Below are 14,897 nucleotides of genomic sequence, written 5' to 3' on the forward strand. Positions count from 1 at the left end.
TTTTCATATGATTTAGAGTAAGATCAATTAAAATGATTGCCATGTCTTAAATAACTTCTAAATATTTACACTTTTAAACAATAAACAATTTTCCTTGGAACAAAAGAAGCTCTTAATTATCACGTACTATTTTCCACCAGCAGGAGGACCGGGAGTACAGCGTTGGTTGAAATTTGTAAAATATCTTCCAGAATTTGATGTTCAACCTATTATTTATGTTCCAGAGAACCCTACTTATCCAATTGTAGATGAAGGTTTGGTAAGTGAAATATCTGATAAAGTCATTGTACTAAAAAATAAAATTTGGGAACCTTATCAATTGGCTTCTATTTTTTCAAAAAATAAAACGAAGAAGATTAGCTCGGGAATTTTTCCGCATAAAAAAAAGCAGACATTTTTAGATAAGACTTTTCTTTGGGTTCGTGGGAATCTTTTTATTCCCGATGCACGTGTTTTTTGGGTAAAACCTTCAGTTTCTTATCTGGAAAAATATATTAAAGAAAATAATATTGATACGATCGTAACATCGGGGCCGCCGCATAGTCTGCATTTAATTGGTTTAGAATTAAAAGAAAAACTAAATGTAAAATGGTTTGCAGATTTTCGTGATCCTTGGACAACGATTGGTTATCACAAATCACTTCGTTTGTCAAATTATGCAGCAAAAAAGCATAAAAATTTAGAACATAAAGTTCTTAATACAGCTGATACTATTATTGTAACAAGTAAAACTACAAAAACAGAATTTCAAGCGATTACCAATAAACCAATATCGGTAATTACAAATGGTTATGATCTTGAAAAAGTAGAGAAAGAACCACTAGACACGAAGTTTACTCTAGCACACATTGGTTCATTTTTATCAGAGAGAAACCCAAAATTTTTATGGGAATGTCTTGTTGAACTAGTTAACGAAATACCAGATTTTAAAAAGCATTTAGAAATTAAATTAATTGGTGCCGTAAGTCAGGAAGTTTTAGATTCTATCGAAGAATTTAAACTGAATGATTATTTAAATCTTTTAGGATATGTTTCGCATAATGAAGCAATCGCGCATCAAAAAAAGTCACAGGTTTTACTTTTAATCGAAATAAACTCAGAGGATACTAAAAGTATTATACCAGGAAAATTGTTTGAATACATGGTCTCCAATCGACCAATAATTGCGATTGGTCCACAAGGTTCTGATTTTGCCGATATTATTACAGAAACCAATACAGGAGTATTTTTTGATTATTCTGAAAAAGTGAAACTAAAAAGTGTAATTTTGGACTTTTATAATCAATTTTTGGAAGGAAAATTACAATCTTATGGTGTTGGTTTACAGCAATATTCAAGAAAAAACCTTACCAAACAATTAGCACAGTTGATTAAAGAATCATAGTACGCTAAATTTAAAATCTAAATTCATAAATCCGCAAATGGGTATTGTCTTAAATCAGTCTTTCAAAAATACTATTATTACCTATATAGGTTTCGGAATTGGAGCCATTAATACACTTTATTTATATCCTGTTTTTTTAGGGGCAACCTTTTATGGTTTAACTAATTATGTGACATCTTGCGCAAATGTTATCATGCCTTTGTTTGCGATTGGAATGCAAAATACGTTAGTGAAATTTTATTCGCAGTATAAAACCGAAGAAGAAAAATCCCGTTTTTTATCCTTTACTGTTTTATTTCCTCTGTTGTTAATAATTCCAATTTTATTGATTGGCCTTGTGTTTTATGACGAAATTTTATTCTTCGTATCAAAAAAGAATGCAATTGTAAAAAGTTATATCTGGTTAATACCATTTATAGGGTTATGTATGGCATATTTTGAAATTTTTTATGCCTGGCTGCGAGTAAATATGCATTCCGTTTTTGGAAACTTTGTAAAAGAAGTTGGATTGCGATTATTTTCATTATTCCTATTAATAGGCGTTTATTATGATTGGCTTAGCGTAGAAGGTTTTGTGTACGCAACAGCAGGTTTATATTTTTTGGCATTCTTGATAACAATGTTATATGCATTCAGTATTCAGAAACCAACTTTTCAGTTTACAATACCGGCAAATACAAAAGAAATATTAATATATACCTTTTATATTATTTTATCAGGAAGTGTAGCTAATTTGCTTTTAGATGGTGATAAGATGATGCTGAACCAATATATGCAGATTGAGAATATTGCTTTCTATTCTGTGGCAACTTACATTGCTTTGGTGATTTCTGTGCCAAGTCGTGCGATGCATCAAATTGTTTATCCGATAACGGCAAAATTAATGCATGAAAATAAGTATGACGAATTGAATATACTTTACAAAAAGACTTCTATCAATTTACAAATGGTAGGCGGATTTGTAATGCTGTGTATTTTTGTCAATATTAATCAGCTTTACGAATTGGTGCCTAAAGAATACAGCGGCGGAATTTCGGTTGTATTTATGATTGGTTTATCAAAATATTTTGACTTGATTTTAGGAAACAATAATGCCATTATTTTTAATACAAAATACTACCGAATGGTTTTGTACCTTGGTTTAATGTTGGTTGTTCTTACTGTCATTTTAAACATGATTTTTATTCCAATTTTTGGAATATTCGGTTCGGCTTTTGCAACTTTACTGTCAATTACCCTGTACAGTTTAGCAAAACTTCTTTTTGTGGTAAAAAAACTTCATTTGTACCCTTTTACAAAAGAGACAATTTCATCAATGGTATTAACTTTTGTTTTGTTTCTATTATTTTATTTCTGGGAATTTCCATTTTATCAATTGATTAGTATTGCTTTGAAATCAGTTTTGGTAACCATTTTATATGTTTATCTGAATTATAAATTTAATATTTCGCCGGATATTAATAAAGTAATAGATACCATTTTAAAGAAAATTGGAATTAAAATTTAATACGATTTTATTGCGAAACAACAAAGTAATTTAAATTTGAAGCTATTTTGTTTTTATATTTGTTAGAAAGGACCATTTACAGCTAACATCATATGAAAAAGAAATTACTTTGTTTTTTAGCGCTTTTCATTGTTTTATTTTCATCATTTGCTTTTACTCAAAAAGACAGCCTGCATTCATCAAAAAATGCCGCTGTTGAACTAAAACAAGTAAAATATCCTATAAATCCTTTTAAGGATACATTATTCTTTGTTTATAACAAAGTAGGGTCTTTTTCTGCCGAAAACAGGGCGAAAGCGATTACCGAAAAAATTAGAAAACTTTATGAGGATTCACTTTTTGATCCAGATTCGCTTGTAATTAGTCCTTCAGATATTTCACAAGACATAGTTTATAAAGATGATTTTATTATTATGTCAATCCTTGAAGTTGATGCAAAAGCTGAAAATCAGACACAAGAATTTATTGCAAAACGCAATTTGTCTTTAATAAAGAAAGCAATAGTTTATCAAAATGAAAACTATTCAATGCTGCCAAAAAGACTTGGGTACACAGCTCTGTTGATTTTGATTATTGGCAGTATCTTGTATTTTGTTGGTAAACTTTTTAACAGAGTAAAACTCTATATTCTAAAAAACAGCGACAAGTATTTTAAAGGCTTTAATTATAATAATATTAAAATTTTATCGCCTCAAAAGCAGCAGGCGCTCGCAATGCAGTTGTATAGTTTTGTAAAAGGAATTATTCTAGTTTTAATAGTTTACCTTTCACTTCCGCTGTTGTTCAGCATTTTTCCTGCTACAGAAGCTTACACGACAACATTACTGCGTTGGATTCTTACGCCGGCAAAATCTGCCGTTATGGGGTTTGTCGACTTTCTGCCAAGTTTAGTCACCATTATAGTTATCGTTGTTATTTTTAGATATACCATAAAAGTGATTAAGTTCTTTTTTGAAGAAATTAAAAAAGAGAATATTAAAATTGACGGTTTCTACAACGATTGGGCAATGCCGACATTTAATATTGTTAGATTTCTATTGCTTGCCTTTATGGTAGTTATAATTTTTCCGTATTTACCTGGTTCAGAATCACCAATTTTCAAAGGAGTGTCTGTATTTGTCGGGGTTTTATTCTCATTAGGTTCTTCAAACGCAATTGCGAATATGGTTGCAGGTTTAGTAATTACGTATATGCGTCCGTTTAAAATAGGTGATTTTATAAAAATTGGAGATGTAAGCGGTGAAGTAATCGAAAAAACAGCTTTAGTTACCAGAATTAGAACGCCTAAATTTGAAGATATAACTATTCCCAACTCAACAGTTTTATCAAGTACGTCAACCAATTATTCATCAAATACGAAACAGGTTAATAATGGTTTATTAATTCATACTACAGTTACTATTGGATATGATGTTCCGTGGAAAGATATTCATAAGGCTTTAATAGATGCAGCATTAAAAACACAAATGATCGAGCAGACGCCGCCGCCTTTTGTTTTACAAACTAGTTTAGACGATTTTTATGTATCGTATCAAATAAACGTTTATACAAAAGAACCTACAAAACAGCCTTTAATTTATTCTTCATTACATCAAAATATTCAAGATTCTTTTAATGAAGCTGGAATCGAAATTATGTCGCCGCATTATAGTGCTTTACGAGACGGCAATATGACTACTATACCTGAAAATTATTTAAAAAGTGATTATAAACCTTCATCATTTAACATTGGAAATAAAGATTAAGTTATTGTTAATGTATTGATATACTGTTTTAAAGAGTCAATTTTAACAGTTGTTTATTTTGTAGTTTTAATTTTAAAATATAATTTTAGGTTAAATTTTTAACGTTCCATTTTATTGAAAAAAAACTAAATGGTTTAATAGAATATAAAAAGGCTCTGCTGATGTTTGTTTTTGAATGCAGTACTTAATTGGGAATTGTTGAGAATTTAGAAAATTTCGCATACAGACTAAACCAAAATGAAGGATTATGAAAAACAATCAGCTCAGTCCGGAACAAAGTGTACAGGTGTTTTCGAATATGATTTCAAACAAAGTTCATAACGGATTTGTATTAGAAGAAAGAAATGATGAATTACTTTTCGCAGTTCTTTCAAAGGGCGGTAAAGCAGTTAACCACGGTTTGAATTTTATTATTTTTTGTTTAACCCTCGGATTATGGTCATTTGCATGGCTGTATCTTACAATTGAGGCCTCAAAACAAAAAAAAGTACTAGTTGCCATCGATGAAGATGGTTTTCCTTTTGAAGAAAAATGTTTACTGGCGTAAACATTCCTAATTTTAAAATAATAAAGCCATAAATTAATATCATAAGCTGATATAATTTATGGCTTTTTTTTGAAGTGCAGGAAACTACAGTTTATCTTTCAAATAAATTCCAGTAACAGATTCTTTTACTTTAACAATTTCTTCAGGAGTTCCTGCAGCCAATAAATGACCGCCGTTTTCTCCGCCTTCAGGTCCCAAATCGATAATCCAGTCCGCACATTTAATCAAATCAAGATTATGTTCAATCACAATTATCGAATGACCTTTTTCGATTAAAGCATCAAATGAAGCCATCAGCTTTTTAATGTCATGAAAATGAAGTCCGGTTGTAGGTTCATCAAAAACAAATAGAGCTTTATCTTTTGTTGCTCCTTTTACTAAAAATGAAGCCAGTTTAATACGCTGTGCTTCACCGCCCGAAAGAGTAGAGGATGATTGTCCTAATTGAACATAGCCTAAACCAACATCTTGTAAAGGCTGTAATTTTTGCGTGATTTTTGTCTGCTTGTTTTTTTCAAAGAAAGCAATAGCATCATCAATGGTCATCGTAAGAATATCGTTGATGTTTTTATCGTCAAAATTAATCTCTAAGATTTCTTTTTTGAATCGTTTTCCGCCGCAGGTTTCACAAGGCAGAGAAACATCAGCCATAAATACCATTTCAACATTTATAGAACCTTCTCCTTTACAAGTTTCACAGCGTCCTCCGTCAACATTAAAAGAGAAATGTTTCGCCTGATAACCTCTTATTTTTGATAATTTTTCTTTAGCATACAAATCACGAATATCGTCATAAGCCTTAATATAAGTTACAGGATTTGATCTGGAACTTCTACCAATCGGGTTTTGATCTACATATTCAATGTGTTTTATTTGTGAGAAAGAGCCTTTAATTTCACTAAATTGTCCTGCTTTTTCAGCAGCATTTTCCAGTTTTTTCTGCATAGCAGGAAATAGAATTTTCTTAATCAAAGTACTTTTTCCACTTCCAGAAACTCCAGTTACAACAGTTAAAATATCTAAAGGAAAAGTAATATTGATATTCTTTAAGTTATTCTCTCTTGCACCAATAATATCAATATGATTTTTGAATTTTCTTCTTCTCTGCGGAACTGAAATCTCTAAATCTCCATTCAAATACTTAGAAGTAAGCGAATCTGATTTTAGGATTTCTTCATAAGTTCCCTGTGCTACTAGTTTTCCACCAAAAGTTCCTGCTTCAGGACCAATATCAATAATCATATCAGCCGCTTTCATAATATCCTCATCGTGTTCTACCACAATTACAGTGTTGCCTAAATCACGCAGCGAAAGTAAAACCTTAATTAGCCTTTCAGAATCTTTTGGGTGAAGTCCAATACTAGGTTCGTCTAGAATGTACATCGAACCAACCAAGCTGCTTCCTAACGAAGTAGCTAGATTAATACGCTGCGATTCTCCTCCCGAAAGTGTCGAAGAGTTTCGGTTTAAGGTAAGATAATCCAAACCAACTTCGGTTAAAAACGATAAACGATTATTGATTTCGACCATCAAACGTTTCGCAATTTGCTGCTCGTAAGTATTTAAATCGATATTTTTGAAAAAAGTAACTAAATGCTTAATTGGCAAATCAACTAAATCTGAAACTGTTTTTTCGTTGATTTTTACATATGAAGCTTCCTCGCGAAGACGTTTTCCGCGACAAGCGTGACATTTCGTTTTTCCGCGGTAACGCGACAGCATTACACGATTTTGTATTTTATAGTTTTTCTCTTCAAGTTCTTTAAAAAAGCTGTTTAGACCTTGAAAATATTGATTTCCTGTCCAAATTAAGTCTTTTTGACTGTCAGAAAGTTCGAAATAAGGTTTGTGAATTGGGAAATCAAATTTATAGGCATGTTTTACTAATTCATCTTTGTACCAGCTCATACTTTCGCCTCGCCAAGGATAAATAGCACTTTCAAAAATAGAAAGCGAAGTATTAGGAACAACCAAATCAGCATCGATGCCAATTATATTTCCGTAACCTTCACAAACAGGGCAGGCACCATACGGATTATTAAAGCTGAATAAGTGAACATTTGGTTCTAGAAAAGTAATACCGTCTAATTCGAAATTATTAGAATAAGAAAATCGTTTATCTGAACCCAATTCCTGAAGATAACAAATTCCTTTTCCTTCAAAAAAAGCTGTTTGAACAGCATCAGCAAGACGATTGAAAAACTCTTCCTCTTCCTTTACAACAATACGATCGATAATTAATAAAATATCTTTATTGTCTAATTGATGTAGGTTTTCTGCTGAAAATTCATCTAAACGTACCATTTCATTTTCGACGAGAATACGAGCAAAACCTTGTTGTAATAATACTTTAAGTTTATCTTCGAGCTGTCGCCCTTCTTCCAGATGAATAGGAGCAAGAAGCAGCCATTTACTATCGATTTCCAATGTTTTTACATCAGAAACCACATCAGAAACAGTGTTTTTTTTAACTTCTTGACCAGAAACAGGAGAATAAGTGCGTCCGATTCTGGCAAACAAAAGTTTAATATAATCGTAGATTTCTGTAGAAGTTCCTACAGTAGAACGAGCATTTGTAGTATTCACTTTTTGCTCAATTGCAATTGCCGGCGCAATACCTTTAATATATTCTACTTTAGGTTTGTCTAAACGCCCCAAAAACTGACGTGCGTATGAAGATAAACTTTCTACATAACGACGTTGTCCTTCGGCATATAAAGTATCAAATGCTAAACTTGATTTTCCTGATCCCGAAAGACCTGTAATTACAACCAGTTTATTTCGCGGAATAGCAACATCTACATTTTTTAAATTATGTACTTGTGCTCCTTTTATTATAATATTTTGTTTTGGGTCGAGTGTAGAAAGATCGATTTGCATAAAAAATGTCAATTTTTACAAAAGTAATCAATTTTGAATTGAGTTTAGTTAAGGATATTGTTCCAAATTTTAACAGAATCACATTGTTAGCTCCAATTTCGAATGCCAAATTTTTTGATTAAAAAACGGCTAGTGTTTAGGAAATATTCTATTTTAGAACAGTTTTAATAATTTCTAAAGTAATAGTTATGAATAAAGTAGTTCTATTAATGCTCATTTGTAGTTTTTCATACGCACAAGAAGTAAAGAGAAAACTGGTATGGGAAGAAAACTTCAATAAGAAAGAGATAAATGAAAAGTTTTGGAATTTTGAACTTGGAGACGGCTGTCCGAATTCGTGTGGTTTTGGTAATAATGAAAGGCAGATTTATACCAAAATTAATCACGAAGTAAAAGATGGTAATTTGGTAATCGAAGCCAGGAAAGAAGGAAATAAATATACTTCGACAAAAATTACAACTAAAGGCAAGAAAGAGTTTAAATACGGCAGGATAGAAGCAAGGGCAAAATTACCTGTTGGACAAGGTATATGGCCTGCTTTCTGGATGCTTGGCGCTAATATTGACGAGGTGCAATGGCCAAAAAGCGGTGAAATTGATATTCTGGAATATATAGGGAGAGATCCTCACATGGTTTACACGACGCTTCATACGCAAGACAGTCACGGGAATACAATCAACACAAAAAGAACTGAGTTTTTAAATATTGAAGAAGGTTATCATGTGTATGCTATTGAGTGGGATAAAGATAAAATTGATTTTTTTGTAGATAAAACTTTAGTTTATACCTTTAATCCTTCTGTGAAAAACGAAGATACCTGGCCTTTTGATAAACCATTTTATATTATTTTGAATTTGGCAGTTGGAGGAAATTTTGGAGGTCCAGAAGTAGACGATGCGATTTTTCCGCAAAAGTTTTATATAGATTACGTAAGGGTATATCAATAAAGAACTCACCGCGAAATTTAGAAATAATGCAGATTTGAGCAGTGTAAATATTTAAATGTAAGTTATTTATGCTTGTTTTTGAAAAGCATTAAACTTACTAAAATTTCCATTTTTTTTAATGATTTAAAACAAAATAGAACGATGTGTTAAAAAACTTAACGGTTAAATGTTAATTATTATTGCATTTGTTTGCTTTTTAAAATAATAATTTGTTAAATTTGGTCACAATATTAACATTATAAAAAAGATACGCCTATACAATAAAATTACTTTTTAGAAAATTTACTCCAAAATTATAGAACCTAAAAAAGTAAGTATTATGGCTGATCTGCATATTCCAGACGCTCTATTAGTGAAAAATTATGTCGAAGGCAACGAAAGTGCCCTTGCGACATTGATAAAAAGACACGAATCTAAGATATATGGTTTTATATATTCAAAGATTGCTGATAGAGATATTTCAAACGATATTTTTCAAGACACATTTATTAAAGTTATCAAAACTTTAAAAAGCAATTCATATAATGAAGAAGGCAAGTTTTTGCCTTGGGTTATGCGTATATCACACAACTTAATTGTGGATCATTTTCGCAAAACCAAGAAAATGCCAATGTATAGAGAAACCGAAGAGTTTTCGATTTTCTCAATCATGTCTGATGATTCGCTAAACATTGAAAGTAAAATGATTTTAGATCAAGTTGAAGTTGATTTAAAAAGATTAATCGAAGAGCTGCCAGACGATCAAAAAGAAGTTTTGGTAATGAGAATGTATCAGGATATGAGTTTTAAAGAAATCTCTGAGTTAACAGATGTAAGTATTAATACTGCATTAGGAAGAATGCGTTATGCATTGATGAATTTGAGAAAAATTATCGACAAACATCAAATTATTTTGACCAACTAATACTATTTTGAATATAAGCTCGTTATACTAGTATAAAACATTTTATTGGTATGGCGAAAATTTACTCAAAAAAAGCAGCAGCTGCTAAAGATTTAAAACCTAAAAAAGAAGTAGTTTCTTTTTTGTTGAATTATTCACAAGCTTTAACTGTTGTGAAAATTGAAAATAAAAGTTTTGAAATTATAGCAAATTAAACAGCCCGCTTGCCCAGTCGGATGTTTATTTCGAAAGAAAACCAAATGGTCGTTTTGGTTGAAAGCTCACTATTTGTATTTAAATACAGATAGTGAGTTTTTTATTTTACTAAACTCACTGGTAATTGACCGCATCAATCTGATGATTTTTAATTTTAAATGGCAAAAAAAGGAATCTCAGTCTTTTTTACTATACAAACAATATCAGATTTTTTGTATAGTTTTATTCTGTATTGTTAAATTTTCATATTTTAATCAGGTTTTCTTTATTTGTTCGAGATTTAATTTTAGTTTAGTTAAAAAGTATTATTTATTTCATTGATAGTATTAAAATATGAAGTTTTTATTATTAAAGTGTAGAAACTCATTTTTATCTAGAAATGTTAATATTTAAGAAAAACGTTTAACCCAAATCACCGATAATCTATGGAAAAAAATTACACTCCGTTGTTTTGTTTGTTGTAAGTCAGATAGATAATAGCAGGGATCATTGTTGGTTTCTACTATTCTTTTGATGGAAAAGAGTTTTTTGTTTTTTAATGTGCGTGCCAGAGCATATTAAATAAAAGTTTTGGCATCTTCTTTTTTGATGCTCATTCTTTTACTAAACAGCCATTAAGTCTATTTAACAACCAACCAAAACTAACCAAAAATGAAAAGAAAACTAATTCTGTTATCAACTCTTCTATTGGTAACAATTGGAGCATTTGCTCAAAAAGATAAAATCAAAGAAGCACAGTCCTTGTATGACAAGGGAAAAAGTCCGGAAGCTTTGGCAATTTTAAATAAAACAGAATATCTTATACTTAATGCTTCTGATGAGGATAAATCTGATTATTACTTTTTAAAAGGAAATGTATTAAAAGATTTAGCTGGAAAAAACATTGATGCAGCCAATAATTTTACATTGGCATCACAAGCTTATCAGGATGTATTTTTATACGAAAATGAATCAGGTAAATTTAAATTTACTATTAAAGCAAATTTGGCGCTAAAAGAGATGAAATCTAATTTGGTCAATGGCGCAATGACCGATTTTAATGCAGGCAAATTTAAAGAAAGCGCAGAGAAAAGTTATAAAGTTTATTTGTTTGATAAAAAAGATACATTGAACTTGTTTAATGCCGCATCTTCATCTGTAAATGCAAGAGATTTTGATTCAGCAATACGATATTATGAGCAGCTCAAAAAAATCAATTTTTCGGGAAAAGGAGTTTTGTACTACGCAACAAACAAGAAAACAAAAGAAGAAGACATGTTTGTTTCGCCAAAAGCCCGAGAAGCCGCTATTCAGCAAGGAGTATATGAAAAGCCAAGAACAGAATCAGTTCCTTCAAAAAAGATTGAGATTAATAATAATCTAGCTTATTCCTATCTAGAAAAGAAAGAGTATTCTAAAGCAGAAATGATTTATAATTATGTTTTGGAATTGAATCCGAATTATATCGACGCTTATATAAATTTAGCGTACTTAAAATTACAGCAGAAAAAAGATTTAGCCGATGAAATTTCATCTTTAGGAACAACGCCGGCAGAAATGAAGAAATATGATAAATTGAGTGCTGTAAAAGATGATGTAACCCGCAGTGCGATTCCGTATCTAAAGAAAGTGCTTACTATTGAACCAAAAAATTCAGAAGCGACTAAAACACTTTTAGGAGTTTATAGATCGCTTGATATGACAAAAGAATATAATGCGTTAAAAGGCAGTATGTAGTTTTTAAGGTATAAAGAAATAAAAATATAAAAGGCACAAAGGTTTTAAACTTTGTGCCTTTTTTCTATTTTGTCACTTTTGTCATTTCTTCAATAATAGATTTTTTTCCAACTGTTTTTGTTATAATATCTTTCTCTAAACTCCAGCCTCGAGCAGGCGAATATTCACGTCCGTACCAAATAATCTGTAAATGAAGATCATTCCATATTTCTTTAGGAAATAATCGTTTAGCGTCTTTTTCAGTCTGAGTAACATTTTTTCCATTCGAAAGATTCCATCTGTACATCAATCTATGTATATGTGTGTCTACAGGAAAAGCGGGAACTCCAAAAGCTTGAGACATTACAACACTTGCTGTTTTATGACCTACAGCTGGTAATTCTTCTAATGCTTCAAAACTTTGCGGAACCTCTCCATTGTGTTTTTCAATTAAAATTTCAGACAAACCATGAATTCCTTTAGATTTCATTGGAGATAAACCGCATGGTCGAATAATTTCTTTAATTTCTTCTACAGACATTTTTACCATGTCATACGGATTATCAGCTTTTGCAAACAAAAGAGGAGTAATTTGGTTAACGCGAACATCAGTACATTGTGCTGAAAGTAATACGGCAATTAGCAGTGTATAAGGATCTTTATGATCAAGCGGTACAGGTATAGTAGGGTAGAGTTCTTTTAAAGTGTTTATAACAAATTGTACGCGAGCTTCTTTATTCATTTCCTTATTTTTAAGAACGTAAAAATAATGAATTATAAGTTATGAGTTAAGAGTTGTGATTATCTTTGTTTAATCAATAATCTGAAATCTAAAATTTAAAATAAAAAGATATGACAACATTAAAAGCAGGCGATAAAGCACCAAGTTTTTCAGGAATAGATCAAGATGGGAAGTCACATAAACTAGCAGATTATACTGGAAAAAAATTAGTAGTTTTCTTTTATCCAAAAGCAAGCACACCTGGTTGTACGGCTGAAGCTTGTGATTTGAGAGATAATTTTGAACGCTTTAAAGCGAATAATTACGAACTTTTGGGCGTGAGTGCAGATAGTCAGAAGGCACAATTGAAATTTAAAGATAAATACGAATTTCCTTTTCCGTTGTTAGCAGATGAAGATAAATCAGTAATCAATGCATTTGGAGTTTGGGGGCCAAAAAAGTTCATGGGAAGAGAATACGACGGAATTCACAGAACAACTTTTGTAATTAATGAAAAGGGAATTATTGAAGAAGTAATCGAAAAAGTAAAAACAAAAGAACACGCTGCGCAGATATTGAAGTAGTTTTTGTTTCAAGTATTATGTTCTTTCGAACAGAAGAAAAATTTACCGCAAAGCACGCTAAGTTTTCTTGGTGTGATTTTGAAAAACGCAAGGTTCGCAAAGCTGATTATTGACAAAGCTTTGCGAACCTTGCGTTTTTTTTTAAGCTTCCATATAAAAAACTTAGCGTGCTTTGCGGTAAATTTTACGCATTCCAGAACCTGATGAAACAAAAAAAAGTCCCAATAAGGGACTTTTTAATTAAGCATTTTGTTCTAATTCCGTTTGAGGATGATATCCAAACAAATGGTGTTCTTTTATAATTTCTGCAATACCCGGCGGAAGCATATGTTCCCATCCTTTTTTGCCTTGATTGATCATTTTTAAAATCTCGCGAGAAAAAACCTCTAAGTTGTGCGGGTCATAATCTGTAATGTCAACCACTTTTCCGTTGAATTTGAAGAATTTGTAAAGTTCTTTCATTCTTGGATGTACTTTTAAATTAGTTGAATTCATTAATTCTCCATTTTCATCCAGCATTGGATAAAGGAAAACTTTCATATCTCTGTAGAATAATTTCCCAAAAGCCTCTAGAATTCCACCGCTTAAGTGTCTGTAATACTTCTCGTCAAAAATATCGACAAGGTTATTTACACCCATTGCTAATCCCATACGAGCTTTAGTATAGTTAGCAAAATATTCAACCACTTTATAGTATTCTTGGAAATTCGAAATCATTACTGTTTGACCAAGTGAGCAAAGTAATTCAGCTCTGTCCATAAAGTCACGTTCGTCGATTTCACCGTCAGAACGTAAATTCGAAAGTGTAATTTCGAAAATAACTAATGTATTATCTTTTTCAACCTTGTTTTCTTCAAGAAACATCTTCAACGATTTCTCGTACATATCCATGTTTACCTTTGTAACCGGGCGAAAACTTCCTCTTAAAGCTAAAAGGTTCTTTTTGTACAAAATGGCAGCAGGCAAAATGTTTTTTCCTTCAGGATTAAACATAACCGCATCCGTCATTCCGTTTTTAACCAATTGTAAACTCATCAAACGATTGTCAACATCAGCAAAACGAGGTCCAGAGAAATTGATAGTATCGATTTCTAATTGATCTTTGTCTAAGTGATCGTACAAATATCGAAGTAAACGTTTTGGATCATTATATTTGTAAAAAGCACCGTAAATTAAGTTTACACCTAAAATTCCAAGTGTTTCTTGTTGTAATCTAGCGTCAGTTTCTCTAAAACGAATGTGAAGAATAATTTCGTTATAAGCTTCGTCTGGTTCAATTTGGTATCTAATTCCTACCCAGCCGTGTCCTTTAAATTGTTTGGCAAAATCTATAGTTGCAACTGTATTGGCATAACTAAAGAAAAGTTTTGTGGGATGTTTTTCTCTGCTTAAACGCTCTTCGATGATTTGTCCTTCGAGAGTTAACATCTTTTTTAAACGTTCTTCGGTTACGTAACGGCCGTCAGTTTCAATTCCGTAAATAGCATCACTAAAATCTTTGTCATAGGCAGACATAGCCTTTGCAATAGTTCCTGAAGAACCTCCGGATCTGAAAAAATGTCTAACTGTCTCTTGTCCAGCGCCAATTTCTGCAAATGTTCCGTAAATGTTTTCGTTTAAATTAATGCGTAAAGCTTTGTCTTTTATAGAGGGAATCTGTTCGATGACCTTGTCACCTTTGAGTTTTATTTCTGTACCCATTTTATTTTAAATAGATTTGTTACAAAGTTAGTAAATTAGGCTTCTAATGAAAGAGAAATAATCCTATTTTTGTAAAAAAATTAAGTT

At 31.4% G+C, this 14,897-nt stretch carries 12 protein-coding genes; 9 read left to right on the plus strand and 3 right to left on the minus strand.

The window, feature by feature from the left end; all coding sequences use genetic code 11:
• The first annotated feature begins 94 nt into the window (after window positions 1–94).
• From ACHRV0_RS08620 to ACHRV0_RS08635, 4 genes are all read left to right on the plus strand, one after another.
• A complete protein-coding gene (locus tag ACHRV0_RS08620) occupies window positions 95–1,384 on the plus strand; it encodes a glycosyltransferase family 4 protein (RefSeq protein WP_395440528.1) in 1,290 nt (429 codons plus the stop codon).
• Between the two features lie 37 nt (window positions 1,385–1,421).
• Entirely contained in the window at window positions 1,422–2,891 is a 1,470-nt protein-coding gene (locus ACHRV0_RS08625) for an oligosaccharide flippase family protein (protein ID WP_129024613.1), read from the plus strand.
• A gap of 92 nt (window positions 2,892–2,983) precedes the next feature.
• Complete coding sequence (locus ACHRV0_RS08630) at window positions 2,984–4,636, plus strand: mechanosensitive ion channel family protein (protein WP_395440529.1); 1,653 nt, start codon at window positions 2,984–2,986, stop codon at window positions 4,634–4,636.
• Between the two features lie 247 nt (window positions 4,637–4,883).
• A complete protein-coding gene (locus ACHRV0_RS08635; protein ID WP_089055078.1) occupies window positions 4,884–5,183 on the plus strand; it encodes a hypothetical protein in 300 nt (99 codons plus the stop codon).
• An 84-nt stretch (window positions 5,184–5,267) separates the two neighbouring features.
• Here the strand turns inward: ACHRV0_RS08635 and uvrA are convergent, their stop codons facing one another.
• On the minus strand, window positions 5,268–8,063 hold the full coding sequence (gene uvrA, locus ACHRV0_RS08640) for an excinuclease ABC subunit UvrA (RefSeq protein WP_395440530.1): 2,796 nt from the start codon (window positions 8,061–8,063) through the stop codon (window positions 5,268–5,270).
• 188 nt (window positions 8,064–8,251) lie between these two features.
• On the opposite strand from uvrA, the gene ACHRV0_RS08645 reads away from it, so the two are divergent.
• The 4 genes from ACHRV0_RS08645 (at window position 8,252) to ACHRV0_RS08660 (ending at window position 11,825) form a co-directional block, all read left to right on the plus strand.
• On the plus strand, window positions 8,252–9,010 hold the full coding sequence (locus ACHRV0_RS08645; RefSeq protein WP_395440531.1) for a family 16 glycosylhydrolase: 759 nt from the start codon (window positions 8,252–8,254) through the stop codon (window positions 9,008–9,010).
• 319 nt (window positions 9,011–9,329) lie between these two features.
• Window positions 9,330–9,914: an RNA polymerase sigma factor gene (locus ACHRV0_RS08650; protein WP_395440532.1), complete on the plus strand. Its 585-nt coding sequence runs from the start codon at window positions 9,330–9,332 to the stop codon at window positions 9,912–9,914.
• 50 nt (window positions 9,915–9,964) lie between these two features.
• Window positions 9,965–10,108 (plus strand): hypothetical protein, encoded by a 144-nt coding sequence (locus ACHRV0_RS08655; RefSeq protein WP_164973677.1) that lies wholly within the window; start codon window positions 9,965–9,967, stop codon window positions 10,106–10,108.
• A 652-nt stretch (window positions 10,109–10,760) separates the two neighbouring features.
• Window positions 10,761–11,825: a tetratricopeptide repeat protein gene (locus ACHRV0_RS08660; protein WP_129025322.1), complete on the plus strand. Its 1,065-nt coding sequence runs from the start codon at window positions 10,761–10,763 to the stop codon at window positions 11,823–11,825.
• A 64-nt stretch (window positions 11,826–11,889) separates the two neighbouring features.
• Here ACHRV0_RS08660 and nth read toward each other — a convergent pair whose 3' ends face one another.
• Window positions 11,890–12,546, minus strand: coding sequence for an endonuclease III (gene nth, locus ACHRV0_RS08665; protein ID WP_089056618.1), 657 nt, complete (start codon window positions 12,544–12,546; stop codon window positions 11,890–11,892).
• Between the two features lie 110 nt (window positions 12,547–12,656).
• Here nth and bcp point away from each other — a divergent pair, with 110 nt between their 5' ends.
• The gene (gene bcp / locus ACHRV0_RS08670) at window positions 12,657–13,109 is read left to right on the plus strand and encodes a thioredoxin-dependent thiol peroxidase (protein WP_395440533.1); all 453 of its coding nucleotides are present in this window, start codon (window positions 12,657–12,659) and stop codon (window positions 13,107–13,109) included.
• Window positions 13,110–13,349: 240 nt separating this feature from the next.
• On the opposite strand, the gene ACHRV0_RS08675 is transcribed toward bcp, so the two are convergent.
• Window positions 13,350–14,810, minus strand: a complete 1,461-nt coding sequence (locus tag ACHRV0_RS08675; protein WP_089052441.1) for a TonB-dependent receptor — start codon at window positions 14,808–14,810, stop codon at window positions 13,350–13,352.
• Between the last annotated feature and the right edge of the window lie 87 nt (window positions 14,811–14,897).

It is taken from the genome of Flavobacterium sp. FlaQc-30, assembly GCF_044005885.1.
Taxonomy (GTDB): Bacteria; Bacteroidota; Bacteroidia; order Flavobacteriales; family Flavobacteriaceae; genus Flavobacterium.

What these genes read in the sequence shown, in the direction of transcription:
- ACHRV0_RS08625 (WP_129024613.1), top strand. Translation starts at nt 1,422, where the DNA reads ATGGGTATTGTCTTAAATCAGTCTTTCAAAAATACTATTATTACCTAT.
- ACHRV0_RS08630 (WP_395440529.1), top strand. Translation starts at nt 2,984, where the DNA reads ATGAAAAAGAAATTACTTTGTTTTTTAGCGCTTTTCATTGTTTTATTT.
- ACHRV0_RS08635 (WP_089055078.1), top strand. Translation starts at nt 4,884, where the DNA reads ATGAAAAACAATCAGCTCAGTCCGGAACAAAGTGTACAGGTGTTTTCG.
- uvrA (WP_395440530.1), bottom strand. Translation starts at nt 8,063, where the DNA reads ATGCAAATCGATCTTTCTACACTCGACCCAAAACAAAATATTATAATA.
- ACHRV0_RS08645 (WP_395440531.1), top strand. Translation starts at nt 8,252, where the DNA reads ATGAATAAAGTAGTTCTATTAATGCTCATTTGTAGTTTTTCATACGCA.
- ACHRV0_RS08650 (WP_395440532.1), top strand. Translation starts at nt 9,330, where the DNA reads ATGGCTGATCTGCATATTCCAGACGCTCTATTAGTGAAAAATTATGTC.
- ACHRV0_RS08655 (WP_164973677.1), top strand. Translation starts at nt 9,965, where the DNA reads ATGGCGAAAATTTACTCAAAAAAAGCAGCAGCTGCTAAAGATTTAAAA.
- ACHRV0_RS08660 (WP_129025322.1), top strand. Translation starts at nt 10,761, where the DNA reads ATGAAAAGAAAACTAATTCTGTTATCAACTCTTCTATTGGTAACAATT.
- nth (WP_089056618.1), bottom strand. Translation starts at nt 12,546, where the DNA reads ATGAATAAAGAAGCTCGCGTACAATTTGTTATAAACACTTTAAAAGAA.
- bcp (WP_395440533.1), top strand. Translation starts at nt 12,657, where the DNA reads ATGACAACATTAAAAGCAGGCGATAAAGCACCAAGTTTTTCAGGAATA.
- ACHRV0_RS08675 (WP_089052441.1), bottom strand. Translation starts at nt 14,810, where the DNA reads ATGGGTACAGAAATAAAACTCAAAGGTGACAAGGTCATCGAACAGATT.